This window comes from Kribbella deserti (assembly GCF_042434725.1).
GTDB classification, from domain to species: domain Bacteria; phylum Actinomycetota; class Actinomycetes; order Propionibacteriales; family Kribbellaceae; genus Kribbella; species Kribbella deserti.
In genome coordinates this window covers 126651-141299 of the sequence record NZ_JBHLTC010000008.1, presented here as the reverse complement: position 1 = coordinate 141299, position 14649 = coordinate 126651, and the positions used below count along the sequence as shown (strand labels likewise).

The 14649-nt window shown below is 68.3% G+C and carries 13 protein-coding genes; 11 read left to right on the top strand and 2 right to left on the bottom strand.

What is annotated here, in order from left to right; translation table 11 throughout:
* Positions 1–4 precede the first annotated feature (4 nt).
* The 11 genes from ACFFGN_RS07880 (at position 5) to ACFFGN_RS07830 (ending at position 11810) form a co-directional block, all read left to right on the top strand.
* The gene (locus tag ACFFGN_RS07880; protein WP_380044680.1) at positions 5–811 is read left to right on the top strand and encodes a CPBP family intramembrane glutamic endopeptidase; all 807 of its coding nucleotides are present in this window, start codon (positions 5–7) and stop codon (positions 809–811) included.
* 40 nt (positions 812–851) lie between these two features.
* Positions 852–2021 carry a GNAT family N-acetyltransferase gene (locus ACFFGN_RS07875; RefSeq protein WP_380044679.1) on the top strand — a complete coding sequence of 390 codons (1170 nt, stop codon included), beginning with the start codon at positions 852–854 and terminating at the stop codon, positions 2019–2021.
* Positions 2022–2102: 81 nt separating this feature from the next.
* On the top strand, positions 2103–2636 hold the full coding sequence (gene ruvC, locus ACFFGN_RS07870) for a crossover junction endodeoxyribonuclease RuvC (protein ID WP_380044678.1): 534 nt from the start codon (positions 2103–2105) through the stop codon (positions 2634–2636).
* Positions 2633–3235, top strand: a complete 603-nt coding sequence (gene ruvA / locus ACFFGN_RS07865; protein WP_380044677.1) for a Holliday junction branch migration protein RuvA — start codon at positions 2633–2635, stop codon at positions 3233–3235. The genes ruvC and ruvA overlap by 4 nt, the downstream gene beginning before the upstream one ends.
* Before the next feature lies 1 nt (position 3236).
* Positions 3237–4295, top strand: coding sequence for a Holliday junction branch migration DNA helicase RuvB (gene ruvB / locus ACFFGN_RS07860; protein ID WP_380044676.1), 1059 nt, complete (start codon positions 3237–3239; stop codon positions 4293–4295).
* Between the two features lie 254 nt (positions 4296–4549).
* Entirely contained in the window at positions 4550–4969 is a 420-nt protein-coding gene (gene yajC, locus ACFFGN_RS07855; RefSeq protein WP_380044675.1) for a preprotein translocase subunit YajC, read from the top strand.
* A 75-nt stretch (positions 4970–5044) separates the two neighbouring features.
* The gene (gene secD / locus ACFFGN_RS07850) at positions 5045–6865 is read left to right on the top strand and encodes a protein translocase subunit SecD (RefSeq protein ID WP_380044674.1); all 1821 of its coding nucleotides are present in this window, start codon (positions 5045–5047) and stop codon (positions 6863–6865) included.
* Complete coding sequence (secF, locus tag ACFFGN_RS07845) at positions 6865–8064, top strand: protein translocase subunit SecF (RefSeq protein WP_380044673.1); 1200 nt, start codon at positions 6865–6867, stop codon at positions 8062–8064. The genes secD and secF overlap by 1 nt, the downstream gene beginning before the upstream one ends.
* Positions 8064–8603, top strand: a complete 540-nt coding sequence (locus tag ACFFGN_RS07840; RefSeq protein WP_380044672.1) for an adenine phosphoribosyltransferase — start codon at positions 8064–8066, stop codon at positions 8601–8603. Before secF ends, ACFFGN_RS07840 begins: the two co-directional genes overlap by 1 nt.
* 333 nt (positions 8604–8936) lie before the next feature.
* Entirely contained in the window at positions 8937–11135 is a 2199-nt protein-coding gene (locus ACFFGN_RS07835; RefSeq protein WP_380044671.1) for a RelA/SpoT family protein, read from the top strand.
* Positions 11136–11177: 42 nt separating this feature from the next.
* A complete protein-coding gene (locus ACFFGN_RS07830; protein WP_380044670.1) occupies positions 11178–11810 on the top strand; it encodes a DUF2461 domain-containing protein in 633 nt (210 codons plus the stop codon).
* A 2-nt stretch (positions 11811–11812) separates the two neighbouring features.
* Here ACFFGN_RS07830 and ACFFGN_RS07825 read toward each other — a convergent pair whose 3' ends face one another.
* On the bottom strand, positions 11813–12751 hold the full coding sequence (locus ACFFGN_RS07825) for a type IV toxin-antitoxin system AbiEi family antitoxin (RefSeq protein WP_380044669.1): 939 nt from the start codon (positions 12749–12751) through the stop codon (positions 11813–11815).
* Between the two features lie 486 nt (positions 12752–13237).
* Positions 13238–14506 carry a DUF349 domain-containing protein gene (locus ACFFGN_RS07820; protein WP_380044668.1) on the bottom strand — a complete coding sequence of 423 codons (1269 nt, stop codon included), beginning with the start codon at positions 14504–14506 and terminating at the stop codon, positions 13238–13240.
* Positions 14507–14649: the final 143 nt, after the last annotated feature.

The window sequence follows — 14649 nt, the reverse complement described above, 5'->3', positions numbered from 1 at the left end:
TTGCATGCGTAACGGCAGGTGGGTGCTGGCAGTGGGCCTCGCGTTGATCGCCGGTTCGGCGGTCTGGCTGTTCGCGACCGGGCATACCGGCATCAGGTACAGCGCGGACCACGATCGCACTCAGCCGCTGTGGTGGCGCTGGGTTCCGGTGGCGATCGGCCTGCTGCTGACCCGGTTGATCCCGCCCCGGCTCGATCGCCCGCCACTCGAAGTGGACCGGCGCGGCGCCTACCTGCTGGCCGGCGCGGCGGCGGCGTTCGCCGTACTGCTTGTGGCTTTTGGTGGTGGGGAGCCGGCGCACAGCGTGCTGAAACTCCTTCTGTTGCTGGCGTTGCCGCTGATCGCCTTTCGGGTGTGGAAGTCGAAGATCGTGCCGGCGCCCGGTCCGGTGCTGGTCCCGGTGGTGGCGGTCGCGGCCTGGCTGGTGGTGAGTTACGTCGGGCCGGTGTCGGTGCTGACGCCGTTCGAGACCGACCTGCAGATGGCGGAACTGCTGATCGTGGTGGCGGTCGCGTTCCTGGCCAACAGCGTGCTGGAGGAGTTCTTCTACCGGCGCTGGCTGCAGACTCGGTGGGAGGCGCTGATCGGGCCGTGGCCGGCGATCGTGCTCAGCTCGGTGCTGTGGGCCTGCTGGCATGTCGGCATCCAGGGCACGGGGGACCTGTCGGTCGATCTGCCGTCGGCGCTGGTCAACCAGGGCGTGCAGGGGTTGTTCCTCGGCTATCTGTGGAGCCGGTACCGCCGGATGTGGCCGTTGATCGTCGTGCACGGCGCGGTCAACACCGCCTCGATCATCGTGTGGGCGCTGTAAAGGCGAGGCGTTCGGGCGGGTGGTCATTTAGGGTCGGAGCGTGAGTGATGAGCTGCGGTTTGCCGACCTGACCGAAGACCAGTTGCCCGAGGTGATCCGCATTCGTGCGCGGTCGTTCGGCTTGATCAAACCCGCCCAGCAGGAGGGGTGGCTGGCCGACGCGCGGGAGTTCGTCGCCAACGGCCGGTTCTTCGGCGTACTGGCCGGAGACCGGGTGGTCGCAGCAGCCCGGATCTGGGACTTCGAGCAGTGGTGGGGCGGACGGCCGGTCCGGATGGCGGGTGTGGCTGGTGTGGTCGTATCGCCGGACTACCGCGGTAGGGGAGTCGGCAGCCTGTTGATGCGAGGAGTGCTCGAACGCGGCAAGGCGCTCGGCTACCCGATTAGCGCGCTCTACCCGGCAACAGTGGTTATCTACCGGCACCTCGGCTACGAGTTCGCCGGCGGCTGGTACAAGTTCTCCTTCCCTGCGGCGGATCTACGACTTCTCGGCGGCAAAGACGTCAAGCTCCGCCCAGGCACTCCGGACGACGCCGAACTACTGCTGGACTTAGTAGCCAGTGTGCGAGGACCGGCCCGGGAGAACGGCATCCTGCGTTGGCCGGTCGACAAGGTGCGCGACTGGCTCGCAGAGGACGACAACTTCGTGTACGTAGCGGAGGACGGTTTTACCGCCTATACCTGGGACGGCTCCGAGCTGCGGGTTGACGAGCTTGTAGCTGGCTCGGAGGCGACCGCCCGGGCGTTGTGGGCCACGGTTGGTTCAGGCTCCTCCACTGCTAAGACCGTCTCGGCGTACCTCTCACCGCAGGACCCCATCCACTACCTGCTGCAGCACGAAGCGGCGGCCGAGGTGAACTACCAGCGCTGGATGCTTCGCCTGCTCGACGCACCCGCCGCCATCGCCGCCCGCGGCTGGAACCCGGCCGTGTCGGTCGATACCGAGTTCGAGATCGACGACGTGGAAATGCCCGCCAACTCCGGCCGCTGGCGCCTGAAGGTCTCGAACGGTTCGGGCGAGCTCATCCCCGCCAGCGGTACGACGCCGGCGCCACGCCTCTCGGCCCGGGGCGTCGCCGCCCTCTTCGCCGGTACGGCGCTGAGCACCTTGCGCGCTTCAGGCCTCGCGAGCGGTGGCGGTGCCGAGGACGATCTACGGCTGGATGCGGCGTTCGCGGGGGCTACGCCGTACATGCTCGACTACTTCTAAATAGGGCGCGTCGGTTCTCGCCTGGGCATGCCCACCGACTAGGGTGTCGAACAAACGTTCGGAGTGGTGGAGGGTGGTCTAGTGCGCGTGCTCGGAGTCGACCCGGGGCTGACCCGGTGTGGTCTCGGGCTCGTTGATGGCGCGACCGGGCGGCCACCGACCCTGGTCGCCGTCGGCGTGGTGCGGACCCCGGCCGATCTCGACATCGCGCGCCGGCTGGTACTGATCGAGGCCGGCATCGTCGAGTGGATCACCGAGTATCGCCCCGACGCCGTCGCGGTCGAGCGGGTCTTCGCGCAGCACAACGTGCAGACCGTGATGGGTACGGCGCAGGCGGCCGGAGTGGCCATGCTGGTCGCGGCCCGGATGGGCCTGCCGGTCGCACTGCACACGCCTAGTGAGGTCAAGGCGGCCGTTACCGGCTCAGGCCGGGCGGGCAAGGAGCAGGTGACGGAGATGGTCACCCGTATCCTCAAGCTGCCCGAGCGGCCGACACCCGCCGACGCCGCTGACGCGCTCGCACTGGCTATCTGCCATGTTTGGCGCGGTGGCGTGACGAACAGGTTCCAGCAGGCTGTCGCCGCGCAGGCGAGTAGTAGAGGAGGACGTCGATGATCGCGTTCGTCCGTGGCCCGGTGGCCGCGATCGGCGTGGACAGTTGTGTGATCGAGGTTGGTGGCGTCGGGTTGCAGTTGTTCTGCCATCCCGGCACGCTCGCGGGGCTCCGGCCCGGCCAGGAGGCGCGGGTCTCCACCTCGATGGTGGTCCGCGAGGACTCCCTCACGCTGTACGGCTTCGCCGACGACGACGAGAAGCAGTTGTTCGAGCTGTTGCAGACGGCTTCGGGCGTCGGTCCCCGGCTCGCGCAGGCGGCCTTGGCCGTGCTCAGCCCGGATCAGATCCGTCAGGCCGTCGCGAACGAGGACCTGGCCATGCTGGTGAAGGTGCCCGGCATCGGCAAGAAGGGCGCGCAGCGGATCGTGCTCGAGCTCAAGGACAAGATCGGCCTGCCGTCGAGATCGGTCAGCGGCCGCCCGCTGCAGACCGCGAACGACTGGCGCGCCCAGGTCCAGGCCGGCCTGATCGGCCTGGGCTGGTCGGCCCGGGACGCGGAGGACGCCGTCATCGCCGTCTCGCCGCTGGCCGTGGACCAGGCCGAGCCGTCCGTACCGGATCTGCTCAGGGCGGCTTTGCGCACGCTGTCGAAGGCCTGAGATGAACTCTGAGGACAACGTCCGGCCACTGGTCTCCGCCGACGCCGATTTCGAGGAGCGCACGTTCGAGTCGGCGCTGCGGCCGAAAACGCTGGCCGAGTTCGGCGGCCAGCGCCGGGTCAGCGAACAGCTCGAACTCGTGCTGCACGCGGCCCGCGGGCGCAACGGCGTACCGGACCATGTCCTGCTCTCGGGTCCGCCCGGGCTGGGCAAGACCACGCTGGCCATGATCATCGCCAGCGAGTTGTCGGCGCCGCTGCGCATCACCAGCGGTCCGGCGATCCAGCACGCGGGCGATCTGGCCGCGATCCTGTCGGGCCTGAGCGAGGGCGAGGTGCTCTTCCTCGACGAGATCCACCGGATGTCGCGGCCCGCCGAGGAACTGCTTTATATGGCGATGGAGGACTTCCGTGTCGACGTGATCGTCGGCAAGGGGCCGGGGGCAACGGCCATTCCCCTGGAGATTCCGCCGTTCACGTTGGTGGGGGCGACCACCCGCGCTGGTCTACTGCCGGGGCCGCTGCGTGACCGCTTCGGCTTCACAGGGCACCTTGAGTTCTACGAGGCGTCGGAGCTGGAGCGGATCATCAACCGCTCGGCCGAACTGCTGCAGGTGGACATGACCGCCGAGGGCGGCGCGGAGATCGCGTCGCGTTCACGCGGCACACCCCGGATCGCGAACCGGCTGCTGCGCCGGGTGCGGGACTACGCCCAGGTGCGTGCCGACGGCATCATCACGCTCGCGCTGGCGAAGGCCGCGCTGGATCTCTACGAGGTCGACCGGATGGGGCTGGACCGGCTGGACCGGGGTGTGCTCGACGCGTTGTGCCGGCGGTTCGGTGGGGGACCGGTCGGGTTGTCCACCCTGGCGGTCGCGGTCGGCGAGGAGCGGGAGACGGTCGAGGAAGTGGCCGAACCGTTCCTGGTCCGGTCGGGTTACCTGGCCCGTACGCCGCGCGGCCGTGTCGCCACCCCGGCGGCCTGGCGCCACCTCGGCCTGAACGTGCCGAAGAACGCCACCTTCGCCGACACGCTGTTCGACGCGGACGACGACGCCTGACGGTGCCCGGGTCGCGACGGTCGGCAGTTGTGGGCGGGCGCGGAACTTTGGCCGGGCGCCATCCGTAAATCCCTCCGGGCTGAGTAACTCAACTGTGACCACCGGTGATGCGCCAGTTGTCCACGGTCAGGGTTAGACTCCCCGGTGGCCTGGCCCCAGGTCATCCGATCGCGTCGCCGGCCGGTTCTCGACAGTTCGCCTATCGAGAAACCTGGCCGGGGACAGCCGTACTCGACGAAGGATTTTCGATCCCGATGCTTCTCACCGCTGTCCCGATGGCCGAAAGCTCCAGCGGAGGCTCCGGCTTTACGCTGCTGCTCCCGCTCATTCTGATCATCGGCATGATCTGGTTCATGAGCCGCTCGCAGAAGAAGCAGAAGGCCCGGCAGGCGGAGACCGTCGCGGCCCTGAAGCCTGGTACGCGAGTGATCACCACCAGCGGCCAGCTCGGCACCGTCTGGGACATCGACGAGGAGTACGTCACGCTCGAGGTCGCTCCCGACGTGTACACCCGCTTCGTCAAGCAGGCCGTCGGCCGGGTGCTGCCCGACGAGGAGCCGGACGACGAGCCCGCCGTCGCCGACACCGACGCGACTGACACCGACGTCACCGACGCTCCGGTCAAGGACTCGGTCGAGGACTCCAAGCTTCCGCCCACGCACACCGAGAAGTGACCTCGCGGTCCAGTTCGGTGTAGGCGCCCGGTGACGATCACCGGCCGCGCCCTGTAGCTCGAGGAAGAGACTGACGTGGCAACGACGACATCACAATCACGCCCCGGCCGGCAGCTCATCGCGCTGGGCGTGGTGCTGGTCATCCTGTTCGGCATCATGGCTTTGACCAACAGCTGGAAGCCGAAGCTCGGGCTGGACCTGCGCGGCGGCACCACCATCACCTTGACGGCGAAGAGTTCCGTCACCGGTGGTGCGGTGACCGCGGACAAGCTCAGCGAAGCCAAGAACATCATCGAGCAGCGGGTGAACAGCCGCGGTGTGGCCGAGGCGGAGATCACTACCTCGGGCGGAACCCACATCACCGTCGCCGTGCCCGGTCAGAACAACGACGCGCTGGTGGCGCAGGTCGGCCAGACGGCCGAACTGCGCTTCCGGATCGTGTACGACGCGCAGGCGGGCGTGGTCACCCCGACCGCCGTGCCGACGCCCACCCCGACGGGCAAGCCCACGGCCACGCCCAGCGGAAAGCCGTCGGCCAACCCGAGCGTGAAGCCGTCGACGCCAGTCAGCAGCAAGCCGACCACCACGCCGAACGGCCGCGCCTGGACCGGCGTACTCGCCGATCCGACGCCGACCACCACCCCCGCGCCGACGCCGACCCCGGCAGCCACCGGCACCCCGGCCGCCACCGGCACCCCGACGCCGGGCGCGACCCCGACGCCGGGCGCTACTGGTACGCCGAAGGCGCCGGTGCTGCCGGTCGCCTCGGGCGATCCGCTGAAGTGGCAGCCGGACCCCGCTACGCAGGCGGCCTTCGCGGGCTACAACTGCGAGGCGCCCAAGGTGGAGGACGTCTCCAACAAGCCGCTGCTGGCCTGCAGCCGCGACGGCAGCACCAAGTACCTGCTCGGCCCGGCGATCCTGCAGGGCACGGACCTCAAGGACGCCTTCGCGGGTATCCCGCAGAACGGCATCCAGTGGCAGGTGAACCTGGAGTTCACCGGTGAAGGCGGCACCAAGTTCCTGAACGCCACCACCGCGATCTCGCAGCGCGGCGAGGGCAACAACCTGTTCGCGATCGTGCTGGACGGCGAGACCATCTCGACGCCGAGCGTGAGCGCCCCGATCCCCGGCGGTACGGCGGAGATCACCGGCACCTTCACCGAGTCCGAGGCGCGCGACCTGGCCAACGTGCTGAAGTACGGCGCGCTGCCGCTGGCGTTCGAGGTCTCCGAGGTGAGCAACGTTTCGCCGCAGCTCGGTGGTGACCAGCTCGACGCCGGCATCCTGGCCGGTCTGATCGGCCTCGGCGTGGTTGTGCTCTTCTCGTTCCTGTACTACCGCGGCCTGGGTGTGGTCGTGGTGCTGTCGCTGGCGGTGGCCGCCGCGATGACCTACGCGCTGGTGGTGCTGCTCGGCAAGTCGATGGGCTTCACTCTGACGCTCGCCGGTATCGCCGGTCTGATCGTCGCGATCGGTATCACCGCCGACTCGTTCGTCATCTACTTCGAACGACTGCGCGACGAGGTCCGCGAGGGCCGTAGCCTGCGTACCTCGGTGGAGACCGGCTGGGCCCGGGCCAAGCACACGATCATCGCGGCCGACTCGATTTCGCTGCTCGCCGCGGTCGTGCTGTTCATGCTCGCCGTCGGTGGCGTCAAGGGCTTCGCGTTCACGCTCGGCCTGACCACGCTGGTCGACCTGCTCATCGTCTTCGTCTTCACCAAGCCGCTGGTCACGCTGCTGGCCAAGACCGACTTCTACGGCCACGGCCACAAGCTGTCCGGCCTCGACCCGGAGAACCTGGGTGTCGAGCGGCTGCCGGGGCAGTCGGCGCCGGGCAGGAAGAACGCCGGTCCCCGGGCCGGTACCAAGCCCGTCGGAGGGGAGATCTGATGTCGAAGCTCGGAGCCATCGGTGCCAAGCTGCACCGCGGCGAGATCTCGTACGACTTCGTCGGCAAGCGCAAACTCTGGTTCACCGTTTCGGCGGTGCTGGTGCTGCTCTCGATCGCGGGCCTGGCCTGGCGTGGTCTTGCCCTGGGCATCGAGTTCCGCGGCGGCAACGAGTTCATCGCCGCTGCCAAGGTGAACGACTCGACCGTGGCGGATGTACGCGAGGCGGTCATAGCGACCAACGCCCAGGAGCTCGGCGACCCGATCGTCACCACGCTGAACGACAACAAGGTCCGGGTGCAGACCCGGCCGCTGAGCGACGCCGACGTACTGAAGGTTCGCGACGCCATCGCGCGCGAGGTCGGCATCAGTAATCCGGAGCAGGTCAACCGGCAGCAGATCGGCGCGTCGTGGGGCGCGCAGATCGCCAACAAGGCGCTGCTCGCGCTGGGCATCTTCCTGTTCCTGGTGTTCTTCGTGATCTGGCTGTACTTCCGGGAACCGAAGGGCTCGATGGCGGCGATCATCGCGCTGGTCCATGACGTGCTCATCACCATCGGCCTCTACGCGCTGATCGGCTTCGACGTCACCCCGGCGACGGTGATCGGCATCCTGACCATCCTGGGTTACTCGCTGTACGACACCGTCGTGGTGTTCGACAAGGTCCGCGAGAACACCCGCGGTATCACCGGCTCGAACCGGCAGACCTACAGCGACGCGGCCAACCTGGCCGTGAACCAGACGGTGGTGCGTTCGATCAACACCACGATCATCGCCCTGCTGCCGATCGGCTCGATCCTTGTCGTCGGCACCTTCGTGCTCGGCAGCGGTCCGCTGAAGGACCTTTCGCTGGCGCTGTTCATCGGTGTCGCGGTTGGTGCCTACTCGTCGATCTTCATCGCGCCGGCCCTGCTGGCTGCGTTCAAGGAGCGCGAGCCGGCCATGCAGGCGCTGGACCGCCGGGTGAAGGCCCGTCGCGCCCAGGCTGCCGGCGCCGCTCGGCCCGTCGCTGGTGTCGCGGTCGCCGGTGCTGGTGGGGGCGTCGCCACGATCGAGGGCCCACGTCCCCAGGACAAGGGCACGCGGAACGCGCCGAAGGCCGGTCCCACCGGCGGTGGTTCGCCCCGGCCGATCAGCAAGACCAGCAGCGCGGGACGGCCTCAGCCGAAGCGCAAGCCGCGGTCGAAGCGCGGTAAGTAGTGCCGTCACTCGATGAGGTCCTGAAGACCTTGATCCGCGACATCCCGGACTACCCGCAGCCCGGGGTGATGTTCAAGGACATCACCCCGCTGCTGGCGGACCACGCGGGCTTCACCCAGGTGGTGGACGCCCTCGCGGCCTCGGGCCGGGACAGCCTGGGCCAGACCGTGGTGGACAAGGTGGTCGGGATCGAGGCCCGCGGCTTCATCCTGGCCGCGCCGGTGGCCCTCGCGCTCGGCGCCGGATTCGTGCCGGTTCGCAAGAAGGGCAAACTGCCCGCCGCCACGTTCGAGGCGTCGTACGACCTGGAGTACGGGCAGGCCACGATCGAGGTGCACCAGGACGCGTTCGACCCGGGCGATCGGGTGCTGGTGATCGACGACGTGCTCGCCACCGGTGGCACGGTCGAGGCCTGCCTCGGGCTGATCCGCCGCTGTGGTGCCACGGTCGCCGCGTCCGCCGTACTGCTCGAGCTGTCGTTCCTGCCAGGGCGCGAGCGCCTGGCGGGGGAGCGGATCGACGCGCTGCTCACCGTCTGAGACGAAGCGGCTCCGGCGTGTTGTCCACAGGGCGCGTCGGGGCCGTTGCCGTTCTCCCTCTAGACTGGTGGAACGTCTGCGGAGGGAAACAATGTGGGTGAAGACCCGGCGATGACTTCGGCGGTACCGAATGTCGTACCGCCTGAGCCCCCGCGCGCGCCTGCCGCTACGTCAGCCGAGAGGCCTGCGGCAGTGACCTCGGCTGCCCGGCCGCCGGCGACCCCTCCACCGGCTGCTCCGCCACCCGCGGCGCAACCGCCGCGAATCGCGCCGGCCCGGGTCCGCGCCCGCCTGGCCCGCCTCGGTGGCACGAGACACCCGAACCGCGCCCCGATGCTGGAGCCGCTGTTCCGCGTCGTCCGGGCCACCCATCCCAAGGCTGATCTCGCCATCATCGAGCGGGCCTACCGGACCGCCGAGAAGTACCACACCGGCCAGCTGCGCAAGAGCGGCGACGCGTACATCACGCATCCCCTTGCGGTCGCGACGATTCTCGCCGAGCTGGGTATGACCGCTCCGACGCTGTGCGCGGCCCTGCTGCACGACACCGTCGAGGACACCGACTACACGATCGACGAGCTGAAGAAGGACTTCAGCGAGGAGATCGCGATGCTGGTCGACGGCGTCACCAAACTGGACAAGGTCAAGTACGGCGAATCCGCCCAGGCCGAGACCATTCGCAAGATGGTCGTCGCGATGGCCAAGGACATTCGCGTGCTGGTGATCAAGCTGGCCGACCGGCTGCACAACATGCGCACGCTCGGGTTCCTGCGCCAGGAGAAGCAGGAGCGGATCGCCCGCGAGACGCTGGAGATCTACGCCCCGCTGGCCCACCGGCTCGGTATGAACACGATCAAGTGGGAGCTCGAGGACCTGTCGTTCTCGACCCTGCACCCGAAGGTGTACGACGAGATCGTGCGGCTGGTCGCGGAGCGCGCGCCGTCGCGTGACGAGTATCTGGCCACCGTGATCGATCAGGTGCACGAGGATCTGCGCGCCGCGAAGGTGAAGGCGACCGTCACCGGCCGGCCGAAGCACTACTACTCGATCTACCAGAAGATGATCGTGCGCGGCCGCGAGTTCGGCGACATCTACGACCTGGTCGGCATTCGCGTGCTGGTCGAGTCGGTCCGGGACTGTTACGCCGCGCTGGGAATTCTGCACGCGCGGTGGAATCCGGTGCCCGGCCGGTTCAAGGACTACATCGCGATGCCGAAGTTCAACATGTATCAGTCGCTGCACACCACCGTGATCGGCCCGCAGGGTAAGCCGGTGGAGCTGCAGATCCGGTCCTTCTCCATGCACCGCCGCGCGGAGTACGGCATCGCCGCGCACTGGAAGTACAAAGAAGACCCGAACGCGCCCGCCCCCGAGGTCGGCGCGCCACCGGCCACCGAGGTCGGCGGGCCGAACGATATGCCGTGGGTGCGTCAGCTGGTCGACTGGCAGCGAGAGACCTCCGACCCGTCGGAGTTCCTCGACTCGCTGCGCTTCGAGATCAACAACGCCGAGGTCTACGTCTTCACGCCACGCGGTGACGTGATGTCGCTGCCGACGGGCTCCTCGCCGGTCGACTTCGCCTACGCCGTACACACCGAGGTGGGTCACCGCTGTATCGGCGCCCGCGTCAACGGCCGGCTCGTACCGCTCGAGAGCACTCTCGAGAACGGCGACGTGGTCGAGGTGTTCACGTCGAAGGCCCAGGGCGCTGGTCCGTCGCGCGACTGGCTGACGTTTGTCAAGAGCCCGCGCGCGCGGAACAAGATCAAGCACTGGTTCAGCAAGGAACGCCGCGACGAGGCGATCGAGCACGGCAAGGACGCGATCGCCAAGCAGCTCCGCAAGGAAGGCCTGCCGCTGCAGCGCCTGCTCTCGCACGAGACGCTGACCCAGGTCGCGAACTTCCTGCGCTATCCCGATGTCACCGGGCTGTACGCCGCCGTCGGCGAGGGCCACGTCGGCGCCCAGGCCGTCGTTCGCCGCCTGATCGAGATGCACGGTGGTGAGGAGGGCGCGGCCGAGGACCTGGCCGAGGGCGTCCGCCTGCCCGCGAGTCGCGAGCGGCGCAAACGTACCAACCGTGGCGACGCCGGCGTCATCGTCAAGGGCACCACCGACGTGCTGGCCAAACTCGCCAGGTGCTGTACGCCGGTGCCAGGCGACGAGATCATCGGCTGGGTCACCCGTGGCGCGGGCGTTTCGGTCCACCGCAGCGACTGCACCAACGTGGACAACCTGAAGGCCCAACCGGAGCGCATCGTCGAGGTCGAATGGGCTCCCACGGCCCAATCGGTCTTCCTGGTCGCGATCCAGGTCGAAGCCCTCGACCGGGCCCGCCTGCTGTCCGACATCACCCGCGTGCTGTCCGACTACCACGTGAACATCCTCTCCGCGGCCCTGACCACCACCCGCGACCGAATCGCCAAGTCCCGCTTCACCTTCGAAATGGGCGACCCAACCCACCTGGGCCACGTCCTGAAAGCCGTCCGCTCCGTAGAAGGCGTCTTCGACGTCTACCGCGTCACCCAGTAGGTCTCTTCGCGGCCGTGCGCACGCTCCGATTAGGGTGTGCGCATGGCTGAGTTCACCGGGTTCCCGGTTGCCGCGCTGGACTTCTACGACGATCTCGAGGTCGACAATACGAAGACCTTCTGGGCGGAACACAAGGAGATCTACGACGAGTCGGTCCGCAAACCGATGACCGCGCTGGTCGCTTTGCTGGAAGGCGAGTTCGGCCCGGCGAAGATCTTCCGCCCACATCGCGATGTCCGCTTCGCCAAGGACAAGACGCCGTACAAGACCAACCAAGGCGCGTTCGTCGCGAAGGGCCCGTCACTCGGCTGGTACGTCGAAGTGGCCGCGCCGGGTGTGCTGGTCGGCGCCGGCTTCTACGAGGCCTCCCCGGAACGGCTCGCCGCCTTCCGCGACGCCATCGCGGACGAACGACGCGGAACCGAACTCGAGAAGATCCTGGCCAAACTGAAGAAGGCCGGCTGGATCGTAGGCGGCGACCGCCTGAAGACCAGCCCGCGCGGCTACGACGCCGACCACCCCCGGATCGACCTCCTGCGCCACAAGTCGATGAGCCTGTCCAAGTCGTACGGCTTCGAACCCGTCATCCACACCCCCGAACTCGCCGACCAGATCCGCCGAGACTGGCGAGCCGTAACCCCCTTCATCGACTGGGTAACCGCCACCGGCCCCTAACCTCACCACCTCCGCGGCAACCGTGGCTCCATCCCTAGAATCTCGCCCACGGCGTACTCCAGGCTGACGCTCCGACCCCAGACGTCGCCACGTCGTACGGACAAGATGAGCCAACCGCAATCCTCCAGGTCGAGTCGTCGCGTTTCGTCGCGAAGCGCCGCCCGCCTGCCGGTGTGCCACTTGTCGCTGTCGTACTCAAGGCCGATCCGGCGCCCATCGAACTTGATATCGGGATATCCCAGGTCGATGCGGCGATCTCCGGCCGGTGTCAGCACGCGGACTTGCGCCTCCGGCCGGGGAAAGCCGGCATCAAGCAGGCGGAGCCGTAGCCAGGACTCGCCCGGTGATTCGGTCAACGGCTCGGCGAACAGAGCGAGTTCACGCGCCTGGGCAATGCCTGGGTGTTTCGGATAACGCCCGACTGCGGCGTTCAACTCGTCAGGGCTGAACAGCCCGGCGTGGAGCATCGCGTCGATGGCGGAAAGCGCATACGGCCGAGGCAGATGCCGCGCGAGGTGCACGGCAGTGGCCAGCGGTGTGGTGACCCGCAGGCCGCGATGAACCATCACGTCGCCAGGCAACACCGTCTGGCTGTGCCCCGTCACCTTCGACCGGCGAACGGCGCGATAACGGCCAGGCCGCAAGGTGTCGATCGCCATCGGCTCGTCCCGCTCCTGCAGCGCGAAGGTGTCGACGCCGAACAACCAGGCGGCCGTACGGCGGCAGATCACCGCATCCAGTGGCGTGACCAGGCACAACGCGGCGGCCCGTAGCTCCAGCGAATCCGGCACCAGCGCGTCGACGTACACGGTCTTGAGTACCTGGCGGATCAGCCCGTTGGCGAGGTGCCGCCGCAGCGTCGCGTGGTCCCAACCGCGCACCGCCGCCTGTATGCGCGTGAACGGCGCGCCGTCGAAGTACCGCAGGTCGTCGAAAAGCATCGGACCAGAATGCGCTCCGCGAGACGAACCTGGCCGCCCTTCATCCACAGCCCCGCATTCCACGTCCGACCGTCAGAAGGTTATCCACACCCACCCCGTGCGGGTTGGCACTTAACCTTCCCGTGGTCGGACGTGGGATTCCGCGTCCGACCGTCGGAAGGTTGTCCACATGCACCCCGTGCGGGTTGGCACTTAACCTTCCCGTGGTCGGACGTGGGATTCCGCGTCCGACCGTCGGAAGGTTGTCCATATGCACCCCGTGCGGGTTGGCACTTAACCTTCCCGTGGTCGGACGTGGGATTCCGCGTCCGACCGTCGGAAGCCAGGGACGCTCGTGCCGCATTTTGCGTCCGACCGTCGGGAGGTTTTGGGCGGGCGGGCGTGGGGGGCGGGAAGAAGTTTTCTGACGGTTGGACGGGGATGTGGCGGCGGGGATAACGGAAAGGCCCGCGGTCCCTGGTGGGGGAGCGCGGGCCTTGGGGTGGGCTAGCTGAAGTCGGTTAGGGCTTGTTGGGCTTGGGCTAGCCAGGCTCGGCGGGCTTCGGCGGCTTCGCGGGCGTCTTTGGCCTTTTTGGCGTTGCCGGCGGACTCGTGCTTGGCGGCTTGGGCTTCGAGGTCCGCGATGAGGGACTCGAGTTGCTTGACCGTGGCTTCGGCGCGGGCTCGGGCCTCGGGGTTGCTGCGTTCCCAGACCTCGTCCTCGGCGGCCTTGACGGCTTGTTCGACGGCTCGCAGGCGGGCGTCGATCGTACGCATCGAGTCGCGCGGGACCTTGCCGATGGCGTCCCAGCGGTCGAGCAGGACGCGCAGCTGTTCGCGGGCGGCCTTGGGATCGCGGACCGGGAGGATGGCCTCGATCTCGACCAGCAGTTCCTCCTTGGCCTGGAGGTTGGCCTGCTGTTCGACGTTCTCCTCGGCCTGGACCGCGTCGCGGGCGCCGAAGAAGGTGTCCTGGGCGGTGCGGAACCGGGCCCAGAGCTTGTCGTCGACCTCGCGCGGAGCGGGACCAGCGGCCTTCCACTGGCGCATCAGGTCGCGGAACCGGCCAGAGGTGGGACCCCAGTCGGTCGAGTTGACCAGGGACTCGGCCTCGGCGGCGAGGCGCTCCTTCACCACGGCGGCCTCGTCGCGCTTGGACGAGAGCTCGGCGAAGTGTTGCTTGCGGTGCCGGGTGTACGTCGTCCGCGCGGAGGAGAACCGGTGCCACAGTTCGTCGTCGCTGGACTTGTCGAGGCGGGGGAGCGCCTTCCACTCGTCCAGGAGTTCGCGGAGCCGGGTGACGCCGTGGCGCCAGTCCGTACCGGCGGCGATGCCCTCGGCCTCGGTGGCGATCTTCGTCTTGGCCTCGCGGGCCTCCTCGACCTTCGCCGCGCGCTCGGCCTTGCGCTTCTCGCGCTGCTGCGCGACGAGCGGGTTCAGCGCCTCCAGGCGGGCCCGGAGGCCGTCCAGGTCGCCGACGGCCTGTGCCTCGTCGATCGCGGTGGTCACCTTCTTGACGGCGGCGCGCGCGTCGTCGGGCGAAACCGTGCCCGCGGCGACGCGCTGCTCCAGCAGTTCGACCTCGAAGGCGAGGGCGTCGTACCGCCGGGTGTAGAAGGCGAGTGCCTCGGCGGGATCCGCGTCTGGCCATTGGCCGACCGCGCGTTCACCGTCCTTGGTCCGGACGTAGACCGTTCCGTCCGCTGCTACCCGGCCCCAGCTGTCCTCGGCCACAACTCGCCCCTTTCGGCGGTATGTCTTGCGCTCGCTGCCCATTCTGGCCACTGTCCGGTTCAAACGCGTAGCCGGGTGCCCAGTAGGCGTGTTGTCGAGCCTCACAAACTCCGGCCGGGTACGCAACGGGGTTCGGGTCTCAATCCGGTTAGTCCCTCGGCCGGGGGCACCGGTAATCTTGGCTC

Excerpts from the sequence above, each read along its gene's own strand:
- ACFFGN_RS07835 (WP_380044671.1), top strand. The coding sequence starts at position 8,937 with ATGCTGGAGCCGCTGTTCCGCGTCGTCCGGGCCACCCATCCCAAGGCT.
- secF (WP_380044673.1), top strand. The coding sequence starts at position 6,865 with ATGTCGAAGCTCGGAGCCATCGGTGCCAAGCTGCACCGCGGCGAGATC.
- ruvB (WP_380044676.1), top strand. The coding sequence starts at position 3,237 with ATGAACTCTGAGGACAACGTCCGGCCACTGGTCTCCGCCGACGCCGAT.
- ACFFGN_RS07825 (WP_380044669.1), bottom strand. The coding sequence starts at position 12,751 with ATGCTTTTCGACGACCTGCGGTACTTCGACGGCGCGCCGTTCACGCGC.
- ruvA (WP_380044677.1), top strand. The coding sequence starts at position 2,633 with ATGATCGCGTTCGTCCGTGGCCCGGTGGCCGCGATCGGCGTGGACAGT.
- ACFFGN_RS07830 (WP_380044670.1), top strand. The coding sequence starts at position 11,178 with ATGGCTGAGTTCACCGGGTTCCCGGTTGCCGCGCTGGACTTCTACGAC.
- yajC (WP_380044675.1), top strand. The coding sequence starts at position 4,550 with ATGCTTCTCACCGCTGTCCCGATGGCCGAAAGCTCCAGCGGAGGCTCC.
- ACFFGN_RS07880 (WP_380044680.1), top strand. The coding sequence starts at position 5 with ATGCGTAACGGCAGGTGGGTGCTGGCAGTGGGCCTCGCGTTGATCGCC.
- ACFFGN_RS07820 (WP_380044668.1), bottom strand. The coding sequence starts at position 14,506 with ATGGGCAGCGAGCGCAAGACATACCGCCGAAAGGGGCGAGTTGTGGCC.